The 15235-nt window shown below is 41.5% G+C and carries 15 protein-coding genes; 4 read left to right on the top strand and 11 right to left on the bottom strand.

Features of this window, described 5'->3' with window-relative positions:
- Positions 1-21 precede the first annotated feature (21 nt).
- From crl to vcdP, 5 genes are all read right to left on the bottom strand, one after another.
- The gene (crl, locus tag MCT08_RS04800; protein ID WP_053310905.1) at positions 22-411 is read right to left on the bottom strand and encodes a sigma factor-binding protein Crl; all 390 of its coding nucleotides are present in this window, start codon (positions 409-411) and stop codon (positions 22-24) included.
- Positions 412-511: 100 nt separating this feature from the next.
- A complete protein-coding gene (frsA, locus tag MCT08_RS04795; RefSeq protein ID WP_171979456.1) occupies positions 512-1759 on the bottom strand; it encodes an esterase FrsA in 1248 nt (415 codons plus the stop codon).
- Between the two features lie 86 nt (positions 1760-1845).
- Complete coding sequence (gpt, locus tag MCT08_RS04790; RefSeq protein ID WP_053310903.1) at positions 1846-2310, bottom strand: xanthine phosphoribosyltransferase; 465 nt, start codon at positions 2308-2310, stop codon at positions 1846-1848.
- 52 nt (positions 2311-2362) lie between these two features.
- Positions 2363-3655: an NCS2 family permease gene (locus MCT08_RS04785; protein ID WP_053310902.1), complete on the bottom strand. Its 1293-nt coding sequence runs from the start codon at positions 3653-3655 to the stop codon at positions 2363-2365.
- A 339-nt stretch (positions 3656-3994) separates the two neighbouring features.
- Complete coding sequence (vcdP, locus tag MCT08_RS18725) at positions 3995-4081, bottom strand: small protein VcdP (protein WP_481136297.1); 87 nt, start codon at positions 4079-4081, stop codon at positions 3995-3997.
- 462 nt (positions 4082-4543) lie between these two features.
- On the opposite strand from vcdP, the gene MCT08_RS04780 reads away from it, so the two are divergent.
- The 4 genes from MCT08_RS04780 (at position 4544) to MCT08_RS04765 (ending at position 8664) form a co-directional block, all read left to right on the top strand.
- Positions 4544-6016 (top strand): aminoacyl-histidine dipeptidase, encoded by a 1473-nt coding sequence (locus MCT08_RS04780; RefSeq protein ID WP_274677976.1) that lies wholly within the window; start codon positions 4544-4546, stop codon positions 6014-6016.
- A gap of 245 nt (positions 6017-6261) precedes the next feature.
- On the top strand, positions 6262-6702 hold the full coding sequence (locus MCT08_RS04775; RefSeq protein WP_053310900.1) for an ATP-dependent zinc protease family protein: 441 nt from the start codon (positions 6262-6264) through the stop codon (positions 6700-6702).
- Positions 6702-7607 carry a 30S ribosomal protein S6--L-glutamate ligase gene (gene rimK, locus MCT08_RS04770; protein ID WP_053310899.1) on the top strand — a complete coding sequence of 302 codons (906 nt, stop codon included), beginning with the start codon at positions 6702-6704 and terminating at the stop codon, positions 7605-7607. Before MCT08_RS04775 ends, rimK begins: the two co-directional genes overlap by 1 nt.
- A 58-nt stretch (positions 7608-7665) precedes the next feature.
- Positions 7666-8664, top strand: coding sequence for a succinylglutamate desuccinylase/aspartoacylase family protein (locus MCT08_RS04765; protein ID WP_168523946.1), 999 nt, complete (start codon positions 7666-7668; stop codon positions 8662-8664).
- 61 nt (positions 8665-8725) lie between these two features.
- Here MCT08_RS04765 and MCT08_RS04760 read toward each other — a convergent pair whose 3' ends face one another.
- The 6 genes from MCT08_RS04760 to MCT08_RS04735 all read right to left on the bottom strand — a co-directional run bounded on the left by MCT08_RS04760 (position 8726) and on the right by MCT08_RS04735 (position 15161).
- Positions 8726-10081 carry a sodium-dependent transporter gene (locus tag MCT08_RS04760; RefSeq protein ID WP_274677975.1) on the bottom strand — a complete coding sequence of 452 codons (1356 nt, stop codon included), beginning with the start codon at positions 10079-10081 and terminating at the stop codon, positions 8726-8728.
- A 126-nt stretch (positions 10082-10207) separates the two neighbouring features.
- Positions 10208-11668: a diguanylate cyclase gene (locus MCT08_RS04755; protein ID WP_274678652.1), complete on the bottom strand. Its 1461-nt coding sequence runs from the start codon at positions 11666-11668 to the stop codon at positions 10208-10210.
- A gap of 151 nt (positions 11669-11819) precedes the next feature.
- Positions 11820-12563 (bottom strand): YggN family protein, encoded by a 744-nt coding sequence (locus tag MCT08_RS04750; protein WP_274677974.1) that lies wholly within the window; start codon positions 12561-12563, stop codon positions 11820-11822.
- A gap of 156 nt (positions 12564-12719) precedes the next feature.
- Positions 12720-13784, bottom strand: a complete 1065-nt coding sequence (gene dinB / locus MCT08_RS04745) for a DNA polymerase IV (protein WP_053310896.1) — start codon at positions 13782-13784, stop codon at positions 12720-12722.
- Positions 13785-13913: 129 nt separating this feature from the next.
- Positions 13914-14147: a (Na+)-NQR maturation NqrM gene (gene nqrM, locus MCT08_RS04740; RefSeq protein WP_053310895.1), complete on the bottom strand. Its 234-nt coding sequence runs from the start codon at positions 14145-14147 to the stop codon at positions 13914-13916.
- A gap of 3 nt (positions 14148-14150) precedes the next feature.
- Positions 14151-15161: an FAD:protein FMN transferase gene (locus tag MCT08_RS04735; protein WP_274677973.1), complete on the bottom strand. Its 1011-nt coding sequence runs from the start codon at positions 15159-15161 to the stop codon at positions 14151-14153.
- Positions 15162-15235: the final 74 nt, after the last annotated feature.

The following is a 15235-nucleotide window of genomic DNA, read 5'->3' as shown; positions in this document are numbered from 1 at the left end:
AGAATGGTAAGAGAAAGGAAATCAGGCGAATTCAGCAGAATCTTCAGTAATCTCAACCGACAATTCAAATCGCTCATACAAGGTCGAAACCAATTTTGCATGAAACTCTTCTTGAGTACGTTTTACTTCTGATTGTACTGATTTGGGAATCGTATCGGCATCCCACGTTCCTGCCAAGTTATAGCGTCCTGCATGATACTTAGCGTCAAACCCAGATTCTGTTTTGGTAAGCTCCAACCACCATCCCCAAAATTCTCTTTTCTCTGGGGATTTTTTATCGTTAACACAGGCAGAAAGACAATCAAACAAGTAGTTCTCCTCTCGGCACTGCCCTTCACGTAGATAAGGACCGATAGCCTTTAATGCGGCCAACAAACGATAATGAGTCGGGGCTTGGGTCATCTCTGACATATGACTCTCCATTTCAATGTTAAGAATGATCATTATTTTTGATTGTTCATATGCTTGTTAAGGCATACTTATATCATGCTTAACTAAATTAGAGGAAAAGTCACCTAAATAGCTCATCTTCTAACCACTTTATCGCTAAATCGAGGGATTGCTCATATCCTTGTGAAATTGTTTTGCTTTTTATCTGCTTAGCTTTGCCATATTCACTAAACAACGCAACAAGCTGGTTATCTGAGTAAGGTGAAATTGGATCGCCCTCTAAGCCCAACGCAAGAATAGGCACTTTAGTGCGACGACTCGATAAGAACCCTTGGACTTTCAGTGACCAAGCCATCATTTGCCCAGAGAGGCTATCAATATCAACGGCCTCCTTCCCTAAGCGTGAAGCTAAAACATCTAGATACATCTTAGGCATTTGCTTTAACTTGGTTGGAGAAGTGAAAATATCATGAACTGGAGCTCCTAACGAGACACATGCTTTGATCTTATCCTGTTCTAAAAAAGACAGTCTTATCATTGAATTACCACCAAATCGAAAGCCAACAAGTCCGACTTTTTGATGGTCAACCCAAGGTAGACGCGATAACTCGTGCAACACTGCTTGGTGTAAGCATGAAGAATCTTCAGTTAATGGCCAATGAGAACTGTGACCAACAGAAGGCATATCGATGGTGATCATCGCAATATCGCGTGGAGCTAAATAATCACGGAATAAACGCCACATATCCGTTTGCAAACTGTCTAAGCCAGCACTCACCATGATAACGGGATGAGGTCTATCGGTATTAGGTAAATGAAGGTTAACAATGATCTTTTTATTTTTGTACGGTACTTCTATTTGCTTAATAACGTAACTCGTCAGTTTTGATGCTTCACTATAAGCGCTGTTAGCTAGCACTTGAGCCTGCAAGGACAAGTTATCATTTTTCAGATGAGGGTAACCGGCAATACTAAAACACAAAGACGCAGAAAAAAGTTCATTTGCCGCCTCCTCACTTTGCTTGTTATTCGCCCTTTTTTGATGACGCATACCAAGCTTTGTCCACTCATAAGACCAATTGCCGCCGTGGTATCCCATCACCGTATCCAACCACTCGTCATGTGTTCTTGAGTGCTTCGATGAAGCGATTTTTGCCAGTACTTCTTCTTGCTCTACCGGATCGATCCCCTGCCAAATCCACTGCAGACGCCTTAGGTTACGATACCAAGCATACCCTTCCTGCTGCTTTTTATTGTCCAAGACTTCTTGGCTACTTGGCATATAGCGAATGAGTGCCGAGGTTTCTTTCGCTTGTTTATGCTTTTGGAATAAGGTTTCAGAGAGATTTTTGCTTTTAGGTTCAGACATAAGCCGATTCTGTTGAGAGCGATAAGGTTATAGTAATCAAAAAAAAGGCCCTATAAAGGGCCTTTTTCAAATAAACACAAAAAGATTTATTTTTGTTTACGATTGATAGGTTCAGCGTACTGAATCGTCATATCCCAAGGCTGTTCGATCCAAGTGTCTTGAGCAATATCGACAACATAGTCATCCAATAAATCAACACCTGAAGGTTTAGCACAAACCGCAATTAATTTAGCCTTAGGGTACATTTCACGTAATTTACGAGCTGTATCACCACTGTCAACTAAGTCTTCAACAATCAAGAAACCTTCACCATCACCTTCTGGTGCTTTAATGACGGTCATATCACGCTGATGATCATGATCGTAACTAGAGATACAGATGGTATCAACGTGACGAATTCCCAATTCACGAGCCAAGATTGCACCAGGTACTAAACCACCACGACTGACAGCCCAAATACCTTTCCATTGTTCTGCAGGCATTTGCTTTTCTGCTAATTGACGGCAGTAAGTCTGCATGTTGTCCCAAGTGATAACGAATTTATTGCTCATTGTTATAAACCTAATTGTTATAAATCTAATAATTTAAATAATCTGCCTGCCATTACGCAGAGGCGATGTATTTGAAGATGAAGATAGCAGCCATAACCCACACACTCATCGATACACTGCGCCCTTTGCCACTAAACAGCTTAATGGCTGCATAGGCGATAAAACCAAGTGAAATACCTTCTGCAATAGAGAATGTCAAAGGCATCAGTAAACAAGTGACAACGACTGGAGCCGCTTCAGTCAGATCGCGCCAATCAATACTCACTAGGCCAGAAAGCATCAAAATGGCCACATAAAACAATGCACCTGACGTTGCATACGCAGGGATCATTCCAGCTAATGGCGAGAAGAATAATGCAAGTAAGAATAAAATGCCAACGACCACGGCGGTTAAACCTGTACGACCACCCGCAGAAACACCAGCGACACTTTCAATGTAAGAAGTGGTGTTAGACGTTCCCAATAGCGCACCAATAGAAGTCGCGGTTGAATCGGCAAGCAGTGCCTTATTCAAGCGAGGAATTTTGCCATCTTTACCAATTAAATCTGCTTTTTGTGCCACACCAACCAAGGTACCAGCAGTATCAAATAAATCGACAAACAAAAAAGCAAAAACCACTGAAATCATACCAACTTCAAAAATGGCTGAGAAATCAAGCTGTAAAAATGTTGGAGCAATACTTGGTGGTGTCGACATAACACCATGCCATTGCACATCACCAAATATTAAACCAAGGCCAGTTACCGCTAGAATAGCGATCATAACGGCACCTTTCAGACCACGGTGCACCAAAGCAATAGTTAAGAAGAAACCAATGGCACCTAACACCGCAGGTAATGAAGTAATCGCACCAACAGACACTAATGTTGCCGGGTTATCGACCACAATTCCTGCATTTTTCAATGCAATAAAAGCAAGGAAAAGGCCAATACCCGCTGAGATGCCTGTCCGCAATGACATAGGAATAGATTCGATAATCCATTCACGAATTTTAAATATGCTGAGGAATATAAACAGGATCCCAGAAACAAACACCGCCGCCAAAGCAACTTGCCATGTATAACCCATGCCAAGCACAACCGCATAAGTGAAGAATGCGTTTAACCCCATCCCTGGAGCTTGGGCGATTGGGTAGTTTGCAACAAAGCCCATGATAAAACAGCCAATAGCTGCCGCTAGACAAGTAGCAACAAATACGGCACCGCGATCCATACCTGTATCCGCTAAGATCGCAGGGTTAACAAAAATAATGTATGCCATCGTAAGGAAGGTGGTAATCCCTGCGATAACCTCAGTGCGCACGTTGGTGCCATTTTCACTGAGTTTGAATAGCCTTTCGAGCATGATCGAGTCCTATAAAGGTAAAAAGTAAACGGTTGCGTAATCGATTGGCTGTGGATTATAGAGACATCAGATCACAAATTCCAGACGCAATTTGTTTTGATATGAAGGAAATTTGGCTGTCAATATGAGTTAAATCCCATAAAAACAAGGGATTTTGATTGCAAATTCATCAATTTATTAGGATGGTTAGCGCAGTGATTTGAAGTAATGAAAGCCAAATTACAGATAAAAAAACGCCACCTCATTGAGGTGGCGGCGAATCATCTAAGTCAAATTGACTGTCAAAAAATTCCAATATATAGGGGGTGAACATAACGTTCAGATAACATGCTTTGAGTCTTAGTAACCAAAGCTTGTTGGGTATGCAAAGTTACTTGTATAAACAGATTTGTTTAGCCAGAACATTGCAGATGGTAAACCTTTCATAACTATCACCTTATTAAATCAATTGAATATTACTTGATTTCTCGGTTCCCTGGAGGCGATAAAACGGACTCATCCTTTGAGCATTTTTTCTTCGCTTTCGAAGTTGGTTACAAATATACCACCAAGAAATTAAATTACAACCACTTTGGTGATTTGAATCACATATTTTTCTTTTATTGATCTGTGTCATTCATTTTTGGTAATTAAATTACATTAATGTCAATTTAATCATAAGTACTAGTCGTTATTAATAAGAGCCTAAACACCTATTTGTAATCTCCTTTGTACACTATGTACGGTCCAACAATGATTTCACTCAAATAATTCCTCTCAAAGCAGGCTACTCGCCTATTGCCTAGAGTGGTATGCTGTGAATAACAAAAGTCACGCTATGATCAATCTCTATCCAGAGAACCATCTTATTCACCTTGATCTGGCAAACTCAAATAAAAGGAGCCTTCCGTGTCTGAGTTCTATCCTGAAATCAGTAAGTTATCATCTACACCTATCTGGCAATTTTTCGATAAAATCTGTGCTATTGCACATCCCTCTAAGCATGAAGAAGCGCTTGCTCAATACATTATTCAGTGGGCAACAGAGCAAGGCTTAGAAGTTCGCCGCGATCCAACCGGTAACGTTTTTATTAAAAAACCAGCCACTCCAGGAATGGAACATAAAAAAGGTGTCGTGTTACAAGCACATATCGATATGGTGCCGCAGAAAAACGAAGATACGCAACATGACTTTGCTAAAGATCCTATTCAGCCTTACATCGACGGTGAGTGGGTAACAGCTAAAGGTACAACCTTGGGTGCTGACAACGGCATTGGTATGGCTGCTTGTCTATCGGTTTTGGCTTCTAATGAGATCAAACACGGTCCTATTGAAGTACTGCTGACAATCGATGAAGAAGCGGGAATGACTGGTGCTTTCGGTCTAGAAGCAGGTTGGCTAGAAGGCGACATTCTTCTGAACACTGACTCAGAGCAAGAAGGCGAAGTATACATGGGCTGCGCAGGCGGCATTGATGGCTCAATGACATTTAGTATTGAACGTGATGCCACGCCAAGTAACTATGTCACTCGTCAATTGACATTGAAAGGCTTAAAAGGCGGCCACTCAGGTTGCGACATCCATACTGGTCGCGGTAATGCTAATAAACTGCTTGCTCGCTTTTTAGCTGGCCACGCACAACAACTTGAACTGCGCCTAGTTGAGTTTCGTGGTGGTAGCTTGCGTAACGCGATTCCTCGTGAAGCTTTTGTCACTGTTGCCTTACCTAAAGAAAATGAAGCAAAGCTGGATCAACTATTTGGCTTCTACACAGACCTTCTTAAAGAAGAACTTGGACGTGTTGAAACCAGTATCGTTTCTTTCAATGAAGTGCAAGATGATGCTAAAACTGTATTTACTATCGCAGACCAACAGCGTTTTATTGCGGCGTTAAATGCATGTCCAAATGGCGTGATCCGCATGAGCGATGAAATTGAAGGTGTGGTTGAAACGTCACTGAACGTTGGCGTGATTACTACGGCAGAAAATAGCGTAACAGTCCTTTGTTTGATCCGTTCTTTGATTGACTCTGGTCGCAGCCAAGTTGAAGGTATGCTGACCTCTGTCGCTGAACTTGCTGGTGCTCAGATTGAATTTTCTGGCGCCTATCCTGGCTGGAAGCCTGATGCAGATTCTGAAATCATGGCTATTTTCCGTGATATGTATGAAGGTATCTACGGTCATAAACCAAATATCATGGTTATCCACGCAGGACTTGAATGTGGCCTGTTCAAAAAACCTTATCCTGAAATGGATATGGTTTCATTTGGCCCTACAATCAAATTCCCTCACTCCCCAGATGAAAAGGTAAAAATCGACACTGTGGATCTTTTCTGGGATCAGATGGTTGCTCTACTGGAAGCTATCCCAACCAAAGCATAATTAATGACTTTACCGGGCTATCTAGCCCGGTATCTTGTTTTCACTTGATTTCTATCAAAAAAATTTATCGATAAGAAAAAATTTATTCATTAGCGCACACTTTAAGCCACTGTTAGAGTTCGCCCCCTTGAAGTTCCTAGAGTTATTCACCACACTCTCTTCTAGCGATTACAGCACGTTGTTGTATCGATGATAGCGCTTAATCCTTAGCGTTATCTTTAATTCTCAAAAAGATTGAAACTGCGATGAAAGAAAAAATGATTGTCGGATGGCGGGAAACTCTTTGCCTTCCAGCGTTAGGTATTGAAAAAATCAAAGCAAAAATAGATACCGGAGCTCGTACGTCTTGCTTACACGCATTTAAAGTAGAAAGCTTTACTAAAGAAGAAGCGCCTTGGGTTCGCTTTTGGATCCACCCTTTACAGCGGAATGATGAAAAAGTCGTCGTTTGTGAAGCAAAAGTGGTAGATGAACGTACCGTACGTGATTCAGGCGGCCATGAAGAAACACGTTACGTGATTGAATCTGAAGTCAGTTTAGGTGGTCAAATATGGCCAATAGAGATCACCTTAACCAACCGTGAAAACATGGCTTTTCGCATGCTGTTAGGCCGTACCGCTATGCACAATAAGATTGTCGTTGACCCAACACAATCCTTTTTAATCGCTTTCGAGGAGCACAAATAATGAAAATTGGTATTCTGTCACGTAACTCTTCGCTTTATTCAACCAAACGTTTGATTGAAGCGTGTAAAGATCGTGGTCACCAAGTCAAGGTTATCGACGCGTTACGTTGCTATATGAATATCAATTCAGACAAGCCAGAAATTCACTTTAAAGGTGAAGAGTTGGCGGGGTTTGATGCGGTTATTCCTCGTATCGGCGCTTCAGTTACTTTTTATGGTACTGCTGTTTTACGTCAATTTGAGATGATGGGAGTCTATCCTGTCAATGAATCGGTTGCGATCAGCCGTTCTCGAGACAAACTACGTTCAATGCAACTATTGTCGCGTAAAGGTATTGGTATGCCGATCACTGGCTTTGCTAGCAAGCCCGATGACGTTAAAGACTTACTCGAAATGGTTGGCGGTGCTCCAGTGGTGATTAAATTACTTGAAGGAACACAAGGCATCGGTGTAGTGTTAGCGGAAACGCGCAAAGCAGCAGAAAGTGTCATTGAAGCATTCATGGGCCTTAAGGCCAACATCATGGTGCAAGAGTATATCAAAGAAGCGGGTGGCGCTGATATTCGTTGTTTTGTGATTGGTGATAAAGTCATTGCAGCGATGAAACGTCAAGGTGCTGAGGGGGAATTCCGCTCAAACCTTCACCGTGGTGGTACAGCTTCTTTAATTAAGATTACCCCTCAAGAACGACGCACTGCTATCGAGGCTGCAAAAATAATGGGGCTTAACGTTGCTGGTGTTGATCTATTAAGATCAGAACGTGGCCCACTTGTCATGGAAGTAAACTCATCTCCTGGTCTGGAAGGTATTGAGGCCGCAACTGGTAAAGATATTGCAGGGATGATTGTCGAATTTATCGAAAAAAATGCGGCAACAAAAGGAACAAAAACGCGTGGCAAAGGTTAAAAAAAATAAGGAATTTGAATTTCTGGGGGGAGTCATTCCCCCAGGAACACGGAAAGCTATCGAACTAGAAGCCGCTAAGCTTTATACACACTCCCCTTTATCCATTCCCATCGAAATCATAAACGGAATTTCGTCAGGTCCAACACTCATGGTCAATGCCGCTATTCATGGTGATGAACTCAATGGTGTTGAGATAGTACGTCAGTTAATTAACTCAGTTGATCCTTTGAAACTTAAAGGAACGCTGATCGTTGTACCCATTGTAAACGTATTTGGTTTCATCCATAAATCACGTTACTTACCTGATAGACGAGATCTCAATCGCTGCTTTCCCGGTAGCGAAACAGGCTCTTTAGCCTCTCGTATGGCACACACATTCTTTTCTCAAGTCGCACTGCGCTGTGACTACATTATTGACTTACACACGGGGGCGATTCACCGCACCAATCTGCCACAGATTCGCGCCGACCTATCGAACCCAGAAACATTACGTGTGGCTCAATCTTTTGCGACGCCAGTGATTATCGATTCGCCACTGCGCAATGGTTCTCTGAGAAGTGAAGCTGAAAAATCTGGCATTACGGTACTAACCTACGAAGCAGGTGAAGCCTTAAAATTTGATCCTATTGCTATCAACGCAGGCATTGTTGGTGTCAAACGAACCATGCAAGCTATCGGTATGATGAGAAAAAGCAGAAAATCGATCCCGACGTCGATCATTGCAAAATCAACCAGTTGGCTACGAGCTGAAAGCGATGGCATTTTAAGAACCGTAGTCACCTTGGGTGATAAAGTAGAAAAAGGCCAAGTTCTGGCTTATATCAACTCACCATTAGGCCACGTTGAGGTTGAATTAAAAGCGAATAAAGGTGGCATTGTCATTGGTCAGCAAACTTTGCCTTTGGTTAATGAGGGCGATGCGGTTTTTCACCTTGCATACTTCTCACAAAGTGATGATATGGTTGAACAAGTCGTTGGAGACTTCATTGAAGAAGTTGCAGATACCGATTTAGAACCATTAACTACAGGTCACATTACCCCACCTTCAATGGTCTAGCTCTAAATAAAAAGCACGCCCTTTTCAATAAGGGCGTGCTTTTCACTCATTTTATTTCGATTTAGCTAAACGATGCCCATATCACCGTAGTCACTAGAACTGGGCAAACAAACTTCACATACCACGGCCAAATTTTACCAAACCAACCCAATTGGAATTCAGGGAAACCTTGCTCAAGTTCTTTGACCTTGCTGTAGCGATTCCATACCCAGCCACCAAACAGACAAAACATAAGCGCAGCCATAGGTTGCAAGTACTGTGTAGCTAACATCGCGACCAGCCCAAATAGCTCAGCAAAGTTATAAACAATAATCACACTGATGCTGGCAATCGCACCACCTAAAATCCAGCTTGTTGGTGTTCGCGCTGTATTAAAACGCTCACTCACTAAAGCAACGGGGCATTCCAACATTGAAATAGAAGAAGTTAATGCGGCAATTGTCAAAAGGGTAAAGAACACTATCGAAAATACTTGCCCTAACCATCCCAAACTATCAAACATCAGCGGTAACACAGTAAAAACTAATGTATCAGAACTTAGCAATGAGCCGTCTTCAGCATAGATCTGCACACCTTTATGCATGGCAACGAACATAGCTGGCAATACCACTAAACCGGCGATAAAAGCAACAGCGGTATCAACAAGTGTTACGTTAAATGCCATCTTAGGTAAGTTTTCTTTCTTACTTAAATACGAACCGTAAATCAGCATCGAACAGCCACCAATGGTCAAAGAGAAGAATCCTTGTCCCATTGCAGCCAATAATAGCTGCTTGTCCCAAATTTTAGAGAAATCAGGGATCAAATAGTGCTGTAACCCCTCCATTGCGCCCGATTGAGTCATGATGTAAATAAATAAAACACCAAACAATATAAATAATGCGGGCATCAAGCGAGTAGACCACTTTTCTATCCCTTGCTTGACTCCACCTTGGACAATGAGAATCGTCAAAACATAAAAAATAAGCGTCCCAAATAGATTTCTCTCAACGCTAAAGCCTTTAAACCAAGCAGTCATTTCAGCCATACCAAGCAGATCCGTGACCGCGCCAAGGAGAAAGCAAATTAACCAACCACCTACAATGCTATAAAAAGCAAGTACAGCGCTAGGAACACTCAAGCCTATCCAACCAACAACTCCTCCGATAGCCTTCGCGACTGGATTAGCAGTGAGTGAACGCATACTATCGACAGGGTTTGCTTGCCCAAAGCGACCAATCGCCATTTCAACAACGAGCATAGGGAAGGCAACAACCATAATCATCACTAAGTAGACCAACAGAAAAGCACCACCGCCATTACTGGCTGCTTGCGTTGGAAACCCCCAAATATTACCAAGGCCAACGGCTGCACCCGCTGCTGCTAAAATAAAACCAAGGCGAGAACCAAACAGTTCACGAGAATTAGATTGCGTCATACCACTCACACAGATATCAATAAACTAGCAGGCTAGTACACTAATGCAAAGCGCGATAATGAGCAATTAGATTGCCTATTTATTAAGCAAACAATCGGCAATTAGAATAATGGTCGGATGTAAATATTATTGAACAGAGAGTTGTGTTTTGGGGTTTGCTTGAAACTTTTGCACTAGATAACGTCCCCTACCCTGCGCTTTTGCAGAGTATAACGCTCGATCGGCGGCGTGATAAAAATCTAAATAATCATTGAGCTTAGGAGTATCAATTTCAACACCACCAACACTGATTGATAAAACGTTATTTGATGGTGAAAACTGATGCACAATATGCATTAACTCAACGGCATTGACTAACTTCTCTCCATACAATTCACTGTCTATTTCCATATCACTTGCCAGTACCACGCAAAACTCTTCACCGCCAAAACGAGCAACAAGTTTTTCCCCACGACCATCAAACTCAAGACTTTCTAAACACTCAGCCACCGCTTTCAACGCTTTATCACCGTCTAAGTGCCCATAGTTGTCATTAAAAAGTTTAAAGTGATCAATATCGATTAAAAATAGTGTGATGTATCTAAACTTATACCGAGTTATATAGCTTTTAAAAACCTTTTCGAGGCGGCGTCGATTGGCAATTCGCGTCAGTGGGTCATGTTCTGACTGCCACTTCAACTCAGCGCGGCTTGTTTCTAACTCCGTCACTATCTGGTTGATCGTCCGTGAAAAAGCTTTCATCTCTTTGGATATAAATGTGCCTTCATGCGGCATTTTTCCGCCTGAATTTTGAAATTGATCTAATACTTTATTAGCATCGGTTATCGGTTTGACCAGCTTATTCACAACAGTCAGGTTGAAGAAAAACATCAAGACAGAAAAAACAGCCAGCATCGACAATTCTTGCCAATGAATAAAAGGAGGGATCTTAACACTGTGATTGACTTGAATTAATACCGTTGAGTGGTTACGGTAATCCAGCATTTCAAGATAGGTAATATTACTAATCGGCTTAAGCAAAACATCTTGATTGATTGATCGAACAAGTATATCGGTACTGATTCCTGTCGCTTGTTCAATTCCATTTAAAAACTTGTCGTTGATTTGCTTTAAAAATATCAAATAACCTTTATTACACTCGGAGCCACCGCTGTTACAAACCCTTGAAGTTCCAATGATAAATGGAGCATTGTCGATAACAATAAAACGGATGGTTGGGTCGACAAAACTTTGTTCTTTTCTCATCGCATCAACAAGAAGTTCACCAAAGCGATAGCGTATCGAATCATAACTAATTTCCTTACCCGTTTCGTAATCATATCTTAATCCCCAAACCAGTTGCACATTGGGGTCAAAAATAAAAATACCATTCAGCGAGTTAGATTCAAAAGCATGAGATCCAATGTCATCTTGAACAAACTCATCCGTTGGATTACGAATGAAATCTGCCATTTCATTCCAAGCAGCGTAATCGGCTAATGAAGCTTCTAACTCCGCTTTTGCCATATTAATAACGGTTTGAACACGTTTTACTTCACTTTGTTGTAAAGACAAAGCATGCTCTACTGCGCGATCATAAGACCACATATACTTAAAAAGTAGGTAGCACAGAACAAACAGTACAACGACTGTTACCGATACCCAAGCGGTTAACCATTTTAAACTAAAATTTTTAAGCAATGTTCAAACCATCAGTCACTGTAACGAAGTTAGGATGAGAAAAAGACACTCCCTAAGTTTAGATGGTAAACACCTGATAATCTTTTAGTTCAGGTATTTTTTGATGCAATTGTTGTTCTTGCTCAACCATATTGTCGAGAGACTCACAAAAATCGTCGTTCTCTTTTTGGATTTGATTGGAATACTCATTTATACGCACAGCGAGTTTGTCTTTAAGCTCAGCCATGGTATTTGCCAGTTCGGTTAGATTTAACCCACCCTCTTGCTGCATTTTGCTCGACAGCGCCTCAAATGCACTAGCTATAAACTCTTGATTGAACAAAGCCTTGGCCTTTTCAAAATCTTCAGCCCATGTTTCACTCATCGATTCAAAAGTTTGAGCTGGTAACACTAAATCATCACCTTGGTAATAACGACTTTCAATATCGGCAAAAAACTCTGTCATTGACTGCTTAACCTTATCGAAAGCGTTTGGTGAATCAATACTGGCCGCAACATCATCAAGAATATCATTAGCTAAAGCGAGACCATCGCTGGCTAATTGCTTCGCTTTCGGCAATGCCGTATTGATATCTTCTTGATATTTCTCCAACGCTGATTGCTGTTCAGCATCTAATTCGACCCTCTCACCATGAATGTATAAGTTATTCTGGTCATCCATCAGCACTTTATCGGTAGAGGTTTTAATGATCTCAACTTTCTCACCATCCAAATGAACTTCATGACCAACATTCACTCGGCACTGTGCGGCCCATAACGGCGAACTTAGCAGCATCGACGCTAGTAATATTATTTTTTTCATCGTTCTATCTCATGAGTAACATTGTGGGGAAACATATCAAAAATAAACATTCAATGAGTTAATAACTTGTCAGTAAATCACACCATTTCACCAATAGTTGCCAATACAATTTAAACCAGAAATAACCTAAGTGTGGTTGTTATTAACCAAATAAAGTTAGAAAAAACTCAGTTGCTTATTTAGTTCTTCAGGTTTTAACATCACTGTTAAGCCTAATAATCGAATTTCTCTTCCATGCTGACGCTGCAAAATACTTTCTAATAAATGCCGAAAATCATCCAATTCTAAGCTGGAATGTAGATGCTCGATAGTGGTGAGCTGAAAGTCTGCAAACTTAACTTTTATACCTTGCTTTATAATGGACTTATCCGGGCTAACTTTACGAAGCCTCACTTCTAGTTCAGGATAAAGTTTAGATTCAATTACATGCCAACACTCACTATAGGTTGAAATATTCTCACTGAATGTTCGTTCAACACCAACCGATTTCCGCTCCCGTTGAGTCACCACCTCTCTTGGATCTATGCCGTGGCTTTTTTTCCACAACGAAGCACCTAGCCGTCCAAACTGACGCAATAATTCTCGATAATCACTTTGCTTTATATCTTTACATTTATAAAGCCCCGCCAGATGAAGCTTTTCTAGACTGACCTTACCAACTCCTGGGATTTTTTCTAACGGCAATTCATCCACTACTTGCTGAACCTTGTCGGGTGGTATCACAAATTGTCCATTAGGCTTATTCATATCAGAGGCGACTTTCGCTAGAAACTTTATTGGAGCAACACCCGCAGATGCCGTCAGCTGTAGTTCATTCCAAATTTCATCACGTATTTTTTGTGCAATGAGTGTAGCACTGCCTTGGCAGTCGCACGAATCACTCACATCCAAGAAAGCCTCATCTAAAGATAGTGGTTCTATGACTGAGGTATATCGCTGAAAAATTTGTCTAATTTGTACGGAAATATCTTTGTAGACAGACATTCGCCCAGGAACCACTAACAAATTGGGACACAATTTCAAAGCGTGTGCGGTAGGCATAGCAGAGCGCACACCAAATTTTCTCGCTTCATAATTGCAAGTACTTAATACGCCGCGCTGCTTTTCATGCCCCCCAACCGCCAAAGGGCGATGTCGATAGGCTGGATTATCACGCATTTCTACCGCAGCAAAAAAGCAGTCCATATCAATATGAATGATTTTTCTAACTTTATCTTCCACTTCTAACAACCGCTCAAAACTGTATGCATAGACAGTATATTATGACTATTGATAGATTGGAATTTTTTGATTATTTAAAAAGCAAAAGCCTGCAACAATGCAGGCTTTTAAATGTAGTGATTGCACCAATTACGCAATGCGATCTTTTTCCCACGCGGCTAATTTCTCAGCCCTAGCGGCGGCTTTTGCTTCTCGCTTTTTACGTGCATCACATGGTTCTGGACAGTTACATACTTTATCAATCCCCACAGCACCAAGCCCACCACAACTGCCTTTAACTACTTTCTTTTGAAATACGTAGCCAACTGCCATCGCGGCAATCACACATAAAAAAACACCGAATGTAATGAAAAACGTACTCATGGCTTACTCACTTTTATTTAAATAGGGCTTAAAAGCTGTCGATGCAATCTCTTTAAACCCGTTGTCTGTTTTCACAATCATAAACACTGGGATCTGCTGCTGCTCAGCCACTTCCATTCCCTTGACTTCACCAAGTACCATTAACCCGGTCGCTAAACCATCAGCGGTCATTGATGAAGCATCAAGCACGGTAACCGACACGACTTTATGATTAATCGGCTTACCCGTTTCAGGATTAATGATATGAGAATAGCGAATGCCATCCTGTTCGAAGTAATTACGATAATCACCAGATGTTGCTATCGCCAAATCACCAGGTTCAATAATTTCTTGAATCGTACGCTCATCAATAGTGGGTTTTTCAATAGCAATTCGCCAAGGGACGCCATCTCGGTTTACCCCCTTCAAGCGCATCTCACCACCGACTTCAACCATGTAATTTTCAATACCTTGCGAGTGAATATAGTCAGCAACCACATCAACTCCCCAGCCTTTCGCTATTGTAGATAAATCGACATAAAGATTAGGAAGATCTTTACTCAGTGTAGTACTTGTTGCCGATAAATGTTCAATACCGATGTTTGCCATTCTGTTTGCTAATTCGGCATCAGTAGGCACAACATCAGGTCTAGCTTCTGGGCCGAACCCCCATAGATTAACCAGAGGCCCAACAGTGACATCTAGCGCACCCAAAGTCAGTTGATTCAGTCGGATCGCTTCTTTCACAACAATAGCCGTTTGGCTCGATACAGTGAAAGGCGTTGTCTCCTGAAACTGATTAAAGCGGCTTAACTCTGAATCTTTACGATAAGTCGACATTTGATCATTGACTTGTTCCAATAAACGATCGACTTCTTTTTGTACACTTTCAGAGCTAGGAATGCCGTCTGCTTTAATGTATTTAATATTGTATGTGGTACCCATCGTCGGGCCGCTAAGATGCACTTGCTCGACTGGTTTTTCACAACCCGCCAACACAAGTAGAGAAGCTAACGCAACAAGCCATTTTTTCACTTGTTTACTCCTATCAATGAAAAGTGGATATAGGAAAGAAGTTGCATTCCTATTTGCTATATCAACTCAATCAA

This window comes from Vibrio aestuarianus (genome assembly GCF_028858425.1).
Lineage (GTDB): Bacteria > Pseudomonadota > Gammaproteobacteria > Enterobacterales > Vibrionaceae > Vibrio > Vibrio aestuarianus.
Note: the sequence above shows the minus strand (reverse complement) of the source record. Positions and strands in the feature narration are given on the sequence as shown.